Raw genomic sequence first — 15,912 nt, forward strand, 5'->3', positions numbered from 1 at the left:
GCATTTTCCACCCTTAGGAGGAGCTATGAACCGAGACGAATTGCTGCGCCTTGACCGGATTGCGGGTCTCGCCCCGGGCGAGGTGGTGGACGCCAAGGACCTCGAGGTGGTGGCTGCGGTCCAGGACGCCCAGCGGGCGGCGCTCGGTGCCGCCTTGGCGGACCAGATGCAGAATTCCGGGCCGCCGCGCTTGTGGGAAACGGCCAAGGATATCGATCTTTCCGGCGCGGAAGGCCCGGGTGCGGCGTTAATGAAGGGACTGCTGGCCCGGCAGGCCCCGCCTGAGTTGATCGCCCAGGCCAAAGCGCAGATCGACGCGGTGGAGTCCGCCGGTTTGGCGCTGGCAAACCTCCCGTTGGGTGCGGGGCCGCTGGTCCGCGACGATGTGGCCGCTGCCCGCATGCATCGCCTGGCCGAGATCGCCGCGTTTGACCCAGACCGTGCGACCAAACTGGTGGAGGGCGGGCTGCGGCTGAGCAACATCGACGATACCCAGCTCGATGACCTGGTGGGCCACCGGCTGCTCACCGTTGCCGAGGCGACGTCAATTGGTTTGGCCACCAGCATTTACCGGCTGGTGGACGAGGACACCGCCTTGGCCGACACCATCCTCAAGACTGGTGCGGCCGGCGGCGCCGTGGCGGCAGTGCGCGATCTCGTCGATTTGAACACGGAGGGCTGGAAAGCGGCCATTGCGACGGCGGGCATCACCCCGCCGGGCGGCATGGACGCAGATCAATACGCGCTGTTGCTCGCGGCAAGGGTGGAGGCCACCTACCCCACCGGCGCGGTCCGGGCCCGGCTGGCGGCTCCGGTAACGAACGACGTCTCCGCCGCGATCACCACGGCGAAAGCAGTGCTCGACGTCGGCGCTGATGTTTTGGGTACCCCTGACCTTTCCGGGGTCTCCGCCCAATCGCTGCCCAACGTCCAAGCGGCGTTAGGCAGCTTGGCCGGCTTGGCGGGAGCGCACCGCGGGCTGGGACTCGAAGCCATCATGGCTGACGCGACCCTCTCCGCCGGCGAGCGTGCCAAGAAGGTGGGCCAGCGGGTCTCACAGTTCGACAGCTTCTTGGCGAAGAACGCCGACGTGGAACTTGTCGACCTCGACCTCACCCCCGAGAGCGCCGACGTCGCCGCGTTGGACTTTGGCGGGGTTGCGCAAGCGGAGCGGCCGTTGATGCTGCGGCACGCCAAGGTGATGCAGCGCGTCTTCGCCATCACCGGAGACGCTACTGACGCGGCCAAACTGATGAGCGCAGGCTTCGATTCGGCCACCGCGTTGGCGTCGGCGCAGCTCGCCGATGTGATCACCCGGACCGGGCTGAGCGAGGCCGTAGCCTCCCGCTACTACGACACCGTGACCATGACAGTGGGTACGGCCTCGGCTTTGGTGGGCTCGATCATCGATATGAAGCACGGCGGCTTCGGGCTCTTGACTGTGGCCAACGCCGATCCCAGCATCGAGGACTACTTCAAACAGATCGATGGCTATGAGGACCTGTTTGGCAGCCAAGCCTTTTGCGCCTGCCAAAACTGCAAGTCCATCACCGGACCCGCTGCCTACTTTGTGGACCTAATGCACTTCATCGAGGAACACCTGCTCAGCCGCGTCTTCACCGGAGCCTTGGCGGATCATGTCCTGAACCTGAAGACCCGCCGGCCAGAGCTGTGGACCCTGCCGCTGACCTGCGATAACACCACTAATGAGATACCGCAGCTGGTGATCGTCAACGAGATCCTGGAGACGTACCTGGCCAAGCGGACGGGCTTCGCCGGGGACACCGCGGACCGGATCGCGGTGGAGCGCGCCGTATACCGGGACAAACTGGCGTCCGCCAAGGTCTGCTTTGGGCTCCCCTTCTCTCGGCCGCTCTACCGCACGCAGACGTATCTGGAACACTTCGGCGTGCCACGCTCCACGTTTGTCCGGCTCAGCGGTGGCACCCCCGACCAAGTGGCCATAGCCGGGTTGGGGCTCAGCTTAGAAGAGGCCACCCTGATCACCACGGCCAACACTGCCCACGCCTTCCTGGACACCATGTACGGGCAGGGTTTCGACTACAAACCGGCAGGAGTCACACCGTTCGATGCACAGACCCTGCTCCGGCCAATGTCCATCGCGCAGACCGATCTGGCCCAACTTGTGTCCACCCGGTTCGTCTCGGCTAGCGGCGCCGAGCCGGTCACGATCGTGGGCGGCAAGCTCAGCGCTGCCAGCGTGCAGAACGATATTGAACGGGTCACCGGGCTGAAGCCTGAATCGCTGGACAGGATGCACCGGTTCACCCGGCTGTGGCGGGCCTGCCCGGGCTGGTCCATTCGCGAGCTCGACCTCGTGGTGGGAGCGCTCACGGATGCCGGCTTGGCTGCCGGGATCGACGCCGCGGCCGTGCGCGTGATTGCCGAACTCCAAGCCCTGCAACAGAGCCTCGGCGGGTCGGTGGAGGACCTGCTCCCGCTGTTCACCGAGGTACCCACCAGCCCCGTCAGCAGCTCGGCACCTGGCCTCTTTGACCGGCTGTTCAACCTTCCCGACCTGGTGGCCATGGACGGCCCGCTGCCGTTGCCGGGCACCCGGTTTGTCCATCCTGCACTGCGGGATGATCCCACAGTGGCCGCCTCGGATCACATGCTGCACCGGCTGCTCGCCGCCACCCGCACCGATGCCAGCGGACTGTTCGAGCTCATCGCGGGCCTAGCCGTTCCATTGGGCGCAAACCCCGCCGCCGCAGCAGAGGCGGCCCGTGGCTTTGCCCTGACCGCCAGCAACTTGGCGCTCTTGGTCCGGCACGCCCGGCTCGCAAAACTCCTCAAGATGAGGCTGCCGGACCTGTTCCGGCTCTTGGCCCTGCTGCCCAGCGGACCGCTGACCCACGTGGGCGGCCTCAACGACCTTCGCGTGCTGCTGGCAACTGCCGCCTGGGCCAGGGGCGCCAAGCGCTCAGTTGACGATCTTGCCAGCATCACCGGCGCGGCGGTAACCAACGCCGCAGCCTATCCCGCCGCCGACGCGCTGGCCAAGGGTGCCCTGGACCGGCTCGCCGCCGACCGCAGCCTGACCTTCACCGACACAGTGTTTACGCTGGCCGGCGTATCCGAGGCCGGCTCGCGCGCACTGGTGGCGGCCAACCCCGCCGCCTTCGATGCCTCGGCTGGCCAGCTGGCGTTGAGCGCCGCGTTCACCCCGACCACTGTCCTCACGGTGCCAGCCGCCGTCACCGTTGCGGAGCCGGAGCTTCGAGCGGTCCTCCTCACCCACCACGCGGGCACGCTGCTGAAGCCGGCCTTGGCTGCCCTGCTCAAGGTGCCGGTGGCCAAGCTGGCCGCTATCGCCGCCCTTGCCGGTGCCGACCTGGACGCAGCGGCGATCGTTCCCGAAGCGCTGGGCAACGGCTCCATCGCCGCCCTGAGTGCCGCCGTCGGGCCCATCCTGCCGCTGGTGACGCTGTTCAACGCCAAAGACCTCGGTGCGGAGGCGGTGGAGTTTGCTGCTGCCCATGCATCCATGTTTGCGCTGCAGGCACCCAACGCGCTGACCATCGAGGCGGCCCGCAAGGTGGACCAGTTCCGGCGGCATCTTGGCACGGATCCCGCGGGCACCGCGGCACTGACGGCAGTGGCCGGCGCGTTCACCAATGCCGCCCACTTCGGCGCTGCCGATCAGGACACCCTCGCGGCACTCCTCGCCGCCGAACGTGCTGTTTCCGTCTCCCTGCAAGCCAACCTGGCGTTGCCCGCCGACGCGCTGGACGCGCTGGACCTACTCGCCGAGGCCGCCGCTGTGGCCACCGCGGTAGGCATCGGCGGCGAAGCGTTCGCCCTGGTAGCCGAGGACGACTACGACCTCCTCAGCCAAGGCGCCGATGCCCTCTTCGCCGTTTTCCGCGCCAAGTATGCGGACGAAACCGCGTGGCAGAAGGCATACGGACCGTTCCGGGCCCGGCTCCTGGAGCGCTGCCGGGACGCGCTGGCGAACTACCTGGTGCACGCGCTGCACCCCGAATTTGAACGGCTGGAAGACCTGTTCCGGTACTTCCTGATCGATCCCGAGGTGGAGGGCTGCTTCCTCACCTCGCGCGTGGTGTCCGCCATTTCAAGCGCGCAGATGTACGTCCACCGGGTGCTGATGAACCTCGAGCAGGACCGGGCCGGAAACGTGCACGTCCAGCCCACCCAGGTGCCGCGCGACGAGTGGGAATGGCGGATGCATTACCGGGTCTGGGAAGCCAATCGCAAGGTGTTCCTGTGGCCGGAAAACTACCTCTTCCCGGACCTGCGGGATGACAAGACCCCCTTGTTCGAGGACCTCGAGAAGGAACTGCTGCAAACCGACATCGACGAGCAGGCGGTACTGGATGCCTACGGCACGTACCTGGACGGTTTTCAGGAACTGGCCAGCTTGACCATCGCCGGGTCCTACCAAGAGGTGGATCCCCGCGCAGATTCCGATGTATTGCACCTCTTCGGGGTCACCCCCGGCGACCCGGCTACCTTCTACTACCGGCGCGTCGAAAATGCTGCGCCGCAGGGCCGGAAGTCCGGTGGCACCGTCTGGGGTCCGTGGCAAAAGGTGGACGTTGCCATCCCGGTCCGGGAAGTATCCCCGGTGGTTCACAACGGCCGGCTGCACTTGCTGTGGGCGGAGATCACAACTTCACCGGTCAATGAAGTGGCCGACGCCGGATCCCGCTTCGCCGGGTACAACCACAAGCTGATCATCAAGTTCACCACCCTCCGCCTGGATGGCAGGTGGACCGCGCCACAGCGGGTGCGTCTGTACGGCACCGATCCATTTGGCGAGAGCGACGGCGTCATCGAGGATCCGCTGGCCGAGCCCGAGGAGTGGCAGGACTTCCTGAGCGCCATTGGCGGGCTGTTGGGCTGGGGTCTGTTCGGTGGTTCCTCGTCGGTGGCCAGTTTGACGGCCGCCCAAAAACGCCTGATCACGCCCAGATATGACGACGACGTCCACGTCAAGGCCCGCGACGGGTACACCCTGCGCGGTCTGGAGTGGACCCAGCTGTACCCGGAGGTGCAGGGCAACTCGCTGTTTGTGGCCGGTGCCGGTTACCAGATGCGCGCCTACATCGACACGTTCGACAAGTCCACGTCCACGGCCGCCAGCCTGCACCTGAGCCGGCAGGCAGTGACGTGGAACCTGACCCCGCACTCGCCCATTCTCACCAAGAAGAACGGGACGCTGTACTACGGGACGCCGTCGGCCTCCTTGTTCGATAACTACGCCCTCGCCGGGCTTGCCGCCGACAAGATCCGGCTGGACCGCGTGTTGGTGGACTGGTCCACGCCGGTGAAGAACATCATCACCAAGAACCTGTACGTCGGTGCGCTGGCGAATATCGGCGCGGGCCGGCTGATGCCCATCAACGGTTCGCTGTCGGACGGGATCATCGACGCCGGCGGGGACCTGTACCTGCTGCAGGCCACCGCCTCGAACGCGGCCAGCTGGGCGCTGCGCAGGTTGGGCACCACGCTGGCGCGGCGGGTGGCCCGCGAACTGTTCACCGGCGGCGTGGAACACCTGCTGGACCTGGACACCCAGCGAGCGCTTGCCGAGGCGCCGCTGGCATTTGGTTTGTCCGGGAACCGGATCGTCAACCGGGTGGTGTCCGGGAGGCTGGACTTCACCGGGCCGTTTGGCACGTACTACCGGGAGATTTTCCATCACATCCCGTCGCTGATCGGCAACCACTGCAACAGCCAGGGCAAGTACGCGCAGGCCGAGCGCTGGTACCAGCACATCTTCGACCCCACCACCTCTGAGGTGGTCACGCCTGACCCGGTGCTCTCCGCATCGGCCAATGAAGCCCGGCGCCGGGACCGGAACTGGCGCTACCTGGAATTCCGCGGCCTGACGTTGCCAACCATGCGCGCCATCCTCACGGATTCCTCGTCGATCGCGGCCTACCACAAGGATCCGTTCAACCCGCATGCCATTGCCCGGCTGCGGCTGAGCGCTTACCAAAAGTCGATCGTGATGCGGTACATCGACAACAAGCTGGACCTCGCCGATTCCCTGTTCGAGCAGTTCCAGATGGAGACGGTCAACGAGGCGCTCATCCACTACGCCACCGTTGCGGACATCCTGGGCGACCGGCCGGCGCAGTTGGGCTCGTGCGGCCCAGACGCGGTGGACCCCCGCACCTACGAGAAGATCCAGCCGCTGATCAGTAAGGGCTCGGAGTTCCTGGTCGAGGCCGAGCACCTGGTGATCCAGGGAAAGCGCACCAAGGAGATGGGCAGCCGGCACAAGTATGTGCTGGATTCAGTGTCCTTTGAGCGGATCACCAAGCGGGCGCTCTCGTCGGAGCGGCTGAAGGCTGCTGGTGTGTTCAGTATCGAGGACGCGGGCCGGGTGGCACCCGACTCAACCAAGGCTGTCTTCGCCGCCAGCAATGCCGCGGCCATGCTGGTGGAGGACGCTGCCGCCGTCGCCGCTCCCGCCCCGGCGCCGCCGGGCCGGCAGCCGGCGGACCCGCGGCGGCTGTTCGAACGGCGCGCGGAACTGCCGGTGGCCGGGCTGGCGATCCGGGCCAGGCTGATGGCCAACCGAATTCCACGATTCGAGACCGCCGACATTGACTCGCCCGCGGGTCTGGCCGGGCTGGGCCGCACCGGGACGGACGATCTGTACCCCGAGGCGATCAAGGAGCGCGAGACCGAGCGGGCGGACATCGACAAGGTGTTTGTGAAGTCCGTGGGATCGGTCGATGCCGGGACCCGGGTACTTGCCGTGCCGCCTCGGAAGGGGCTGCGGGAATTCGAACCGGACACAGCCGCCGTCAGCGCCGGGCCGGATTGGAAGCGGCTGGGCGCCTACGAGGGCAAAAACCGGCTGCGGCCGGACGGGAAGGACCGGCCCACCCGGGTGCGGCCGGACAAGCGGCGGCCGGGAAGGTTTGGGGTGGCGTTCATTCGCCAGGTCAACCCGGTGTTTTGCATCCCGCCGAACAAGGACCTGCTGGCCTACTGGGACCGGCTCGAGGACAGGCTGTGGAAGCTGCGCAACTGCCGCGACATCAGCGGCGCGGTTCGCAAGCTCTCGCTGTTCGCCGCGGAGATCGATCCGATGGCATTGGTCCGGGCACGGGCGGAGGGCATGTCCTTGCAGGACGCGCTGACCAGCCTCAATGGTGACGTGCCGCAGTATCGGTTCTCGTTCCTGTTGGAGAAGGCCAAGAGCCAAGCCACCGCGGTGCAGGGTTTCGGCAACGCACTGCAGGCGGCGGTGGAAAGGCGCGACGGCGAACAGCTGAACCTGCTGCGGGCCCAGCATCAGCAGCAGATCCTGGACCTCACCACCCGCACGCGCGAACAGGAACGGGACGCGGCGGCAAACGCGGTGGCCAGCCTGGAGCGGCACCGAACCACTGTGGCCAACCGGAAGGCCTATTTCGATGGGCTGGTGGACGGCAGCCTCACGGCGTCCGAGCGGACGGAGCGGATCAGCAAGCACATTGCCAGTGGCGCACGGATGACCGAAGCCACGCTGGGCTTCCTCTCCGGCGCGCTGCACCTGATCCCCCAACTGGGCTCCCCGTTCGCCATGAAGTACGGCGGCGTGGAGGCCGGCTGGAGCGCCCACAACTTCGCGGTCGGAACCCGGGCCACGGGCGACTTCGCCGATGCGCTGGCCACGAGCGCCGCCGTCGAGGCCGGCTTCGACCGGCGGGAGCAGGGCTGGAAGCAACAGGTGGATGCGGCAGCGGATGACTTGGCCGAGATCGATCTGCAGCTGACGGGGATGAAGCTGCGCCGGGACATTGCGGAGCGGAACATCACCATCCATACCAGGGCCGCCGAGCAGGCTGAAGAGGTCCTGGACCTGTACGAAAATCACTTCACCGGCGTGGGACTCTATGCCTTCCTGGCCACCACCTTGCAGCGGCTCCACCGCGAGGCGTTTAATACGGCGCTCTCCATGGCGCGGATGGCGGAGCAGGCGTTCCGGTTTGAGCGGGGCGAGGATTCCTATCGGCTGGGCGGCTCGTATTGGGATAGCGAGTATTTGGGCCTGTCTGCCGGGGCACAGCTGGTGGTGGACCTGCAGCAGCTGGAGCGGCGCTACGTGGAGACCAATATCCGGGATCTTGAGATCGATCAATCATTCTCGCTGAGCCAACTGGATCCCACCGCATTGGTGCAGCTCAAAACCACCGGCGAGTGTGCCTTCGACATTCCCGAGGTGCTCTTCGATGTGGTCTACCCCGGGCACTACTTCCGCCGGATCAAGTCCGCCCGGATCACCATTCCCTGTGTCACGGGACCGTTCGCGAACGTCAGCGCCACGTTGCAACTGAATGAGAGCTGGATCCGGAAGGAGGCCAAGTTGGGGGCCGCGAATGTGACGCAAATGCCCGACGCGCGGGCCGCCCTGATCGCCACCAGTACCGCGCAAAGCGACCCGGGGGTGTTCGAACTGAACTTCCGGGACGAGCGGTACATGCCGTTCGAGGGGGCGGGCGCCATCAGCAGCTGGCAGTTGACGTTACCGAAGAGCTTCCGGCAGTTCGACTACGGCACCATCAACGATGTTGTGCTCCGGCTGGCGTACACCTCGAAGTACGACGGTGTGCTGCGGGACAAGACCGAGGCGCTGCAGGCCGCCACCGAGGGCACCATCCTGAACGTTCTGGCTAACAATCCGCTGCAGCACGTGGTGTCGCTGCGGAACCAGTTCTCCAACACGTTCAACGCGTTGCTGCACTCCCCTGCCGCTACCGATGCCGGATTCACGCTGATGAGCACACACCTGCCGTACTTCCTCAACGGCCGAGGCGTCACGGTGAGCTCGGCGAAGCTGGCGCTGCGGACCAAGCCGGGCGGGCCAGCGTTGGCGGGTCTGAAGTTCTCGGTGGACGGGACACCCACCGGTGCGTTTGCCGCGGATCCGACGCTGGGCGGGTTGCCGTCCGTGGACGTCACCGGAACCTTCGCCAACGGTTTCGCGGACGCACACGTCGTTCGGGTTGTTGCCGCTGGCGGGCTGGCGCCTGCTGCCCCGGTGGCCGGTGATCAATCGGCACTGGATGGGACCGAGCTGTTGGATGTGATGTTCGTGCTGGAACTGGCGGTCGCCTAATGGCTGTGGTCCGGGCCGGGCGATTGCAGCCTTCGTCGAAGAGGCCGCATACGTCAGTGCCGACGTGGATCTTGGGCGAGTGTTCCATTTTGATGTTCAGGAACCTCCATCTACCCGACGTTGGCCATCACGAGGTCGCACATTTGACGCACCCGTGCGGCCCGCTCAAGGGGTGACGCCGCGGCCCCTGGCAGGCCGATCTTGAGACCAATGATCGGCGGCCTGCCGGCTTCGCGAAGGCATCCGGCGATTTCGCGGGTGGTAAGCAGGGAACTGGCCGGAGCTCCTTCGACCTCGACGGCAGGCAGATGGGCATCGATCCACGGGTAACCGAACTCGGTGGCTTCGGGGGAACACCCGGAAAACATCAGGCCGTTGAGAACTCCCGCTTCGCGCGCCTCGGCCACATGGACTGCTGCCGTGCGCCGCTGACCTGTCTCGATGACGGACCGGGCCCAGTTCACGAGCATTCCGATGTCCTGGCCCTGCTCCCGAAACGCCCGGACGAGGTTGGTTTCGTCGCTGAATGAAAGAAATCCCTTTTCAGGAACCCGTCCGGGACGCGGTGCATCGCAGTGTTCAACCACTAGGGAGGTGCCCTGCCAGTCCCACCCTAGGATCTCCCAGAGCGACTCCGCGAAGGCCGCTGGAGTGCCATGCCCGGACGGAGCAGAATGCAACGCGACGGCCTCCACCCGGTGCCCCTGGTCCCGAAGGCCTGCGACATAGCCCAAGATCCCTGCCGTGAAGTCAACGGCGGCCCGACGCCCTTCCCGGTCCGTGGAGGCGAGTCCGAACCGCGCGTCTGCGCCGGCTCTCTGCATGGTTCCGGGAATTGCGGTGACCACCGCTGACCAGTCGGCGTTCGCCCCGGCAGGCCACGGGTCGCCGCCCCAGGCGCGGTAGGGAAGCTCGAGGCCGCGGATAGCGGCGAGTGCTGCGAGTTCCTCGAAGAACTGACTCTGCAGCAGCCCCTCGGGCTGGGCCGGATAGGCGCCGACGATCAGTGACACATTCTCTCCTTCGATCTGGATGCTGCGTACGTCGCCCGGGGGGTTCGCCAACTTGCGGTTCTACACCCGCTTGACGGGCCCGTGTGATGCCCCTTACAGTTTTCACTACAAGCATCGGACGTCCTACATCCGATAAATATACTCGAATGGTGAGGCAAATTATGAGCAGGACATCAATGAACTTGCCGCTGGTCAATGACGCCAGCCGCCGGAGCTTCCTCAAGTTGTCGGGCGCCCTGGGCATGGCCGCGGCTTTCACCACTTCTCTCGCCGCCTGCGGCGGAGCCGCCACCACAACGGCAGGACCGGGGGCAAACACTGCACCGATCAACAAGGACCTCATCATCGAAGCGGGCATCTCCTACGCCCTGTCTACCGGGTTCGACCCGCTGTCCGCTTCCGGGGCAACGCCGCTGGCCGCCAACCTCCATGTCTACGAGGGCCTGGTGGAACTTCATCCCGCCACCCGCGAGCCGTACAACGCCCTCGCCGCGGCCGATCCGAAGCAAGTCAACGACACCACGTACCAGGTGACCCTCCGCGATGGCGCGACGTTCCACAACGGCACCCCGGTCACCTCCGAAGACGTGGTCTTCTCCTTTACCCGTGTGATGGACCCGGCGAACAAGTCGCTCTTCTCCCAATTCATCCCGTTTATCCAGGACGTCAAGGCCATCGACGCGAAGACCGTCGAGTTCACGCTGAAATATGCGTTCCCGGGCTTCGGCCCGCGCATCTCCGTCGTCAAGGTCGTTCCCAAGGCCCTGGCCAACTTCCCGCTCGGATCGGATCAGCTCAAAGCATTCGACGCCAAGCCCGTCGGTACCGGCCCCTACAAACTGGTGTCCGCGGTCAAGGACGACAAGATTGTCTTCGAGGCAAACCCGGACTACAACGGGCCCATGCCGGCACTGGCCAAGGGCATGAACTGGCTCCTGCTCTCCGACGCCGCCGCCCGCGTCACGGCGATGCAGTCCGGTCGTGTGCAGGCGATCGAGGATGTCCCGTACCTTGACATTGACGGACTGAAATCGAAGGCGACGGTGGAATCCGTCCAGTCTTTTGGGCTGCTCTTCATGATGTTCAATTGCGCCCGGGCCCCGTTCGACAACAAGCTGGTCCGCCAAGCCTTGCACTACGGCTTGGACAAGGACTCCATCATTAAGAAGGCACTGTTCGGGAACGCCAAGGCCGCCAGCTCCTACTTCCAGGAAGGGCACCCGGACTACGTCAAGGCCAAGAATGTCTACGGCTATGACCCCGGGAAAGCCGAGGATCTGCTGAAGCAGGCCGGCGTCACAAACCTCGAATTTGAACTGCTCACCACGGACACAGCCTGGGTCAAGGATGTGGCCCCGCTGATGCTGGAATCCTGGAACAAGATCCCGGGCGTCAAGGTCACCCTAAAGAACCTGCAATCCGGTGCGTTGTACACGGACCGGGTGGGCAAGGGAGATTTCTCCGTCGTCGCCGCCCCGGGCGACCCGTCCGTCTTCGGCAACGACGCCGACCTGCTGCTGAGCTGGTTCTACGCCGGCGACACCTGGATGAAGGGCCGCGCGTATTGGGCCGCCACCCCGGAACGCGCGACACTTGTGGACCTCATGGCGAAAGCCGGGCGGTCCACCAAGGCTGAAGCGAAAAAGGTGACCGGCGACATCGTGGATCTGGTGTCCGAAGAGCTCCCGCTGTATCCGATCTTCCACCGCCAGCTTCCGAGCGCCTGGGATGCCAAGAAGCTCAGCGGCTTCAAGCCGCTGCCCACCACCGGTGTCGGCTTCATCGGCGTCGGGCGCACGGCCTGATTCCGGCCGAATAAGTCCAGGTCCGGGCGGGCCCCCTCCCGCCCGGACCTGGATGACCTGCCCCCCGGTGCCGGCTGAGGCCGGGACAAACTTCCACGAATTCCGGAGACAATTTTGGTCACGATATTGCGCCTGCTGGGCCGCAGGCTTGCGGCGCTGCCCCTGATGATTCTTGGCATTACCCTGCTGGTGTTCCTGGTCCTTCAGGCCGCCCCAGGCGATCAGGCGAGCAGCGCCCTGGGCGACGGTGCCAGTGAGGAAGCCAAGGAACAGTACCGCCAGAACAACGGGCTCAACGATTCCCTGGTTCTGCAGTACTTCCGGTTCCTCGGGAAGCTGCTCCAGTTTGATCTCGGGGTCACCACGCCGCCGGCAAAGTCGGTGGCCGACATGATCGCTGCCGCGTTTCCGCTGACCCTGCAACTGACCTTCCTGGGGGTGCTGATCGCCGTTCTGCTCTCGCTTCCCTTCGGCATCATCGGTGCACTCTACCGGGACAAATGGCAGGACCAACTGGTCCGGGTGTTCTCCATCGCCGCCGTGGCAACACCGTCATTTTGGCTGGGCATCCTGCTGATCCAGTGGTTCGCCCTTGGCGCCAGCCCGTCCTTCCCCTCGGGCGGCCTCGCAACACCCGAATCCGGCTTCGGCGGGTGGCTGAACTCGATGACGCTCCCGGCCCTTGCCCTCGCCATCCCGGTCTCCGCCTCCCTGATCCGTGTGGTCCGCACCTCGATGGTCGAGGAACTTGACCGCGACTACGTCCGGACAGCAATCGGCAACGGTGTCCCCTACCGGGAAGTCGTATCAAAAAACGTCCTCCGGAACGCGCTTGTCACACCGGTGACGGTCCTGGGACTGCGGATCGGCTATCTACTCGGAGGCGCCGTTGTGATCGAAATGATCTTTGCCCTGCCCGGCATGGGCCAGTTGATCCTCAACGGAATCACCAACCTCGACGTCAACCTCGTCCAAGGGGTGGTCCTGACCATCTCAGTGACCTTCGTACTCGTGAACATCGCCGTCGACCTTCTCTACCTGCTCATCAACCCCCGAATCAGGACGGTCTGACCCATGCGCAGCAAACTCGCTGAACGCCTCAGCGCCCCCGGAATCCGGTTCAAGGCCCTTCCATGGACCTCCCGGCTCGCGCTCCTCTTCCTGATGGCCATCACCGTTTCCGCCATCTTGGCGCCCCTCATCGCCCCGCACGACCCCCTGGAATCCTTCACCCCGGCGACGGCGCCCGGCGGGGAGCACCTCTTCGGCACCGACCGGCTGGGACGTGACATCTTCTCGCGCCTGCTCTATGGCGCGCAGTCCTCCCTGATGATCGGCCTGGGCGCCGTGTCGCTGGCCATGGCTGCCGGCGCGCTGCTCGGCTCCCTGGCCGCGACCTCCAGCAAACCGGTCAACGAACTGATCATGCGGCTTATGGACATTCTTATGGCGTTCCCCGGCATCGCCCTGGCCGCTGTGCTGCTGGCGGCATTCGGCAATACAGTGCCCACCATCATCGTGGCCATTGCGGTGATCTACACGCCCCAGCTCGCCCGGGTGGTCCGCGCCAACGTCCTCTCCCAATACGGCGAAGACTATGTCCGCGCCGCGCGGGTAATTGGCGCCGGCCGCTTCTACCTCCTGCTGAAGCACGTCGTGCGCAACACCGCGGCCCCGGTCCTGGTGTTCGCCACAGTGATGGTCGCGGACGCGATCATCCTGGAGGCTTCGCTCTCTTTCCTCGGCGCCGGCGTCCAGGACCCCGCGCCGTCCTGGGGCAATGTGATCTCCTACGGCCGCAACCTCGTCCTGTCCGGCGGCTGGTGGGCCACCACGTTCGCCGGCCTCACCATCCTGCTCACAGTGCTCGCCCTGAACATCCTGGCCGAGGGCCTCACGGATGCCATGGTCAATCCGAAGCTCCGCCGGGCACCCGTTGTCAAGGACGACGACGGGTCATCCCCCGCCGCTGTGGCCGTCGACGCCGAGATCGGCACCTCGGTAGCCCAAGGCTCCGTGCTGGAGCAGCATGAGCTCGACGTCGTCCGCGCCGCTGTGGCCGATGCTGTCCCGGAGGCCGGATGCCCTCAGGACAGGCAGGTCCCAACGGCCAATCCCCACGCCCTGCTGGACCAGGAGCTGAAACTGCTCGCCACCGTCGAAGTCGGACGGACCGACCGCCTCCCCCAGGTCCCCGACACCGCGCGCACGGTCCTCGAGGTCAAGAACCTATCCATCCGCTTCCCGGGGCGCTTCGGCGACACCGACATCGTGGACAACGTCTCCTTCAACGTCCGCGAGGGCGAAACCATGGGGCTCGTCGGCGAATCCGGCTGCGGCAAGTCCATCACGTCCCTGGCCATCATGGGACTGCTGCCCAAGACTGCCAAGATCTCCGGCTCGATCACCTTCAACGGCAAGGAACTGCTGGACCCCTCAACCGGCCACGGCAGCACCCAGGCCTACCAAGGTCTACGGGGCCAGCAAATCGCCATGGTCTACCAGGACGCGCTGAGCTCGCTCAACCCCTCGATGAAAATCAAGGACCAGCTGGAGCAACTCACCCGCCGCGGCGGTCGCAAGACCCCGGCCGAGCTTCTCAAAATGGTCAAGCTGGATCCCGTCCGCACCCTGGCCAGCTACCCGCACGAGCTCTCCGGCGGCCAGCGGCAGCGTGTCCTGATCGCCATGGCACTGTCCCGCTCGCCCCGGATCGTCGTCGCTGACGAGCCCACCACCGCACTGGACGTGACCGTCCAGCACCAGGTGGTGCAGCTGCTCAACGAGCTGCGCGAGCAACTGGGCTTCGCCATGGTGTTCGTCAGCCATGACCTCGCCCTGGTGGCGTCACTCGCGCACCGCATCACCGTGATGTATGCCGGGCAGGTCGTGGAGTCCGCGCAGGCATCCACCCTGCTCCAGAACCCGCGGCACGAATACACCCGGGGCCTGCTCGGCGCCGTGCTCTCCATTGAGGCCGACGCCGCCCGCCTGCACCAGATCCCCGGCACAGTACCATCACCGAGGGCGTTCTCCACCGGCGACAGGTTTGCTCCCCGTTCGCTGCGGCCCGACGCCGACCCGGACCAGCGGCTCGTCCTGACCCCAGTTGACAAAAAAAGCGACCACTACTGGGCCAGCCACCTCAAGGAGGATGCCAAGTGAGCACACCAACCGGCAAGCCCGTGATTGAACTGAAGAACGTCAAGGTTCACCACCGGGCCCGAACCGGCGGCCTCTTCCGGCCCAACATCGTCAAGGCAGTCAACGGAGTGGACTTCACCATCAGCCGCGGCGAGACCGTGGGGATCGTCGGCGAATCCGGCTGCGGCAAATCCACCCTTGCCTCCGTGCTGGTGGGACTGCAGACCCCCACCTCAGGTGCGGTGTTGTTCCACGGGAAGCCCGCCATCAAGCGGAACGCCGCCCTGCGCAGGGAATTTGGCCGCGCAGTATCGGTGGTCTTCCAGGACCCGTCCACTGCGCTCAACCCCCGGATGACCATCCAGGACATCCTCACCGACCCGCTCAAGATCCACGGGATCGGCACCGCGGCGACGCGGGCAGCGAAAGTCAAGGAACTCCTCGCACTAGTCGGGCTGCCGTCATCCGCCGCCGAGGTCACGCCTTCGCAGGTATCCGGCGGCCAGCGCCAGCGCGTTGCCATCGCCCGCGCCCTGGCCCTGGACCCGGACATCATTGTGGCGGACGAGCCGACCTCGGCGCTGGACGTCTCGGTCCGGGCCCAGGTGCTGAACCTGCTCTCGGACCTAAAGACTCAGCTGAACCTCGGTATGGTCTTCATCTCCCACGATATCCAGACGGTCCGCTACGTCTCGGACCGGATTTGCGTTATGTATTTCGGCGAAATCGTGGAACAAGGTCCCGCCGGAGAGGTCTTCGACCATCCCGGCAACGACTACACCAAGAAACTGCTCGGCGCCGCACCCAGCCTGCTGCACCCCTGATCCCCCCATCCTTTCCCAACTCA

General features: G+C 65.6%; 6 protein-coding genes. 5 read left to right on the forward strand and 1 reads right to left on the reverse strand.

Annotation, left to right across the window (positions count from 1 at the left end; all coding sequences use genetic code 11):
• The first annotated feature begins 25 nt into the window (after positions 1 to 25).
• A complete protein-coding gene (locus tag QMG72_RS14880) occupies positions 26 to 9,103 on the forward strand; it encodes a Tc toxin subunit A-related protein (RefSeq protein ID WP_283480927.1) in 9,078 nt (3,025 codons plus the stop codon).
• Between the two features lie 110 nt (positions 9,104 to 9,213).
• Here the strand turns inward: QMG72_RS14880 and QMG72_RS14885 are convergent, their stop codons facing one another.
• Complete coding sequence (locus QMG72_RS14885) at positions 9,214 to 10,167, reverse strand: DUF4862 family protein (protein ID WP_283480928.1); 954 nt, start codon at positions 10,165 to 10,167, stop codon at positions 9,214 to 9,216.
• Positions 10,168 to 10,262: 95 nt separating this feature from the next.
• On the opposite strand from QMG72_RS14885, the gene QMG72_RS14890 reads away from it, so the two are divergent.
• The 4 genes from QMG72_RS14890 (at position 10,263) to QMG72_RS14905 (ending at position 15,889) form a co-directional block, all read left to right on the forward strand.
• Positions 10,263 to 11,921, forward strand: a complete 1,659-nt coding sequence (locus QMG72_RS14890; protein ID WP_396021313.1) for an ABC transporter substrate-binding protein — start codon at positions 10,263 to 10,265, stop codon at positions 11,919 to 11,921.
• A gap of 114 nt (positions 11,922 to 12,035) precedes the next feature.
• On the forward strand, positions 12,036 to 12,992 hold the full coding sequence (locus QMG72_RS14895) for an ABC transporter permease (protein ID WP_263660626.1): 957 nt from the start codon (positions 12,036 to 12,038) through the stop codon (positions 12,990 to 12,992).
• 3 nt (positions 12,993 to 12,995) lie between these two features.
• Positions 12,996 to 15,086 (forward strand): dipeptide/oligopeptide/nickel ABC transporter permease/ATP-binding protein, encoded by a 2,091-nt coding sequence (locus tag QMG72_RS14900; protein WP_283480933.1) that lies wholly within the window; start codon positions 12,996 to 12,998, stop codon positions 15,084 to 15,086.
• A complete protein-coding gene (locus QMG72_RS14905) occupies positions 15,083 to 15,889 on the forward strand; it encodes an ATP-binding cassette domain-containing protein (protein ID WP_226776041.1) in 807 nt (268 codons plus the stop codon). The genes QMG72_RS14900 and QMG72_RS14905 overlap by 4 nt, the downstream gene beginning before the upstream one ends.
• Positions 15,890 to 15,912: the final 23 nt, after the last annotated feature.

Origin of the sequence: Pseudarthrobacter sp. PH31-O2 (assembly GCF_030063265.1) — a bacterium.
Taxonomy (GTDB): Bacteria; Actinomycetota; Actinomycetes; order Actinomycetales; family Micrococcaceae; genus Arthrobacter.

What these genes read in the sequence shown, in the direction of transcription:
- QMG72_RS14880 (WP_283480927.1), top strand. Translation starts at nt 26, where the DNA reads ATGAACCGAGACGAATTGCTGCGCCTTGACCGGATTGCGGGTCTCGCC.
- QMG72_RS14900 (WP_283480933.1), top strand. Translation starts at nt 12,996, where the DNA reads ATGCGCAGCAAACTCGCTGAACGCCTCAGCGCCCCCGGAATCCGGTTC.
- QMG72_RS14890 (WP_396021313.1), top strand. Translation starts at nt 10,263, where the DNA reads ATGGTGAGGCAAATTATGAGCAGGACATCAATGAACTTGCCGCTGGTC.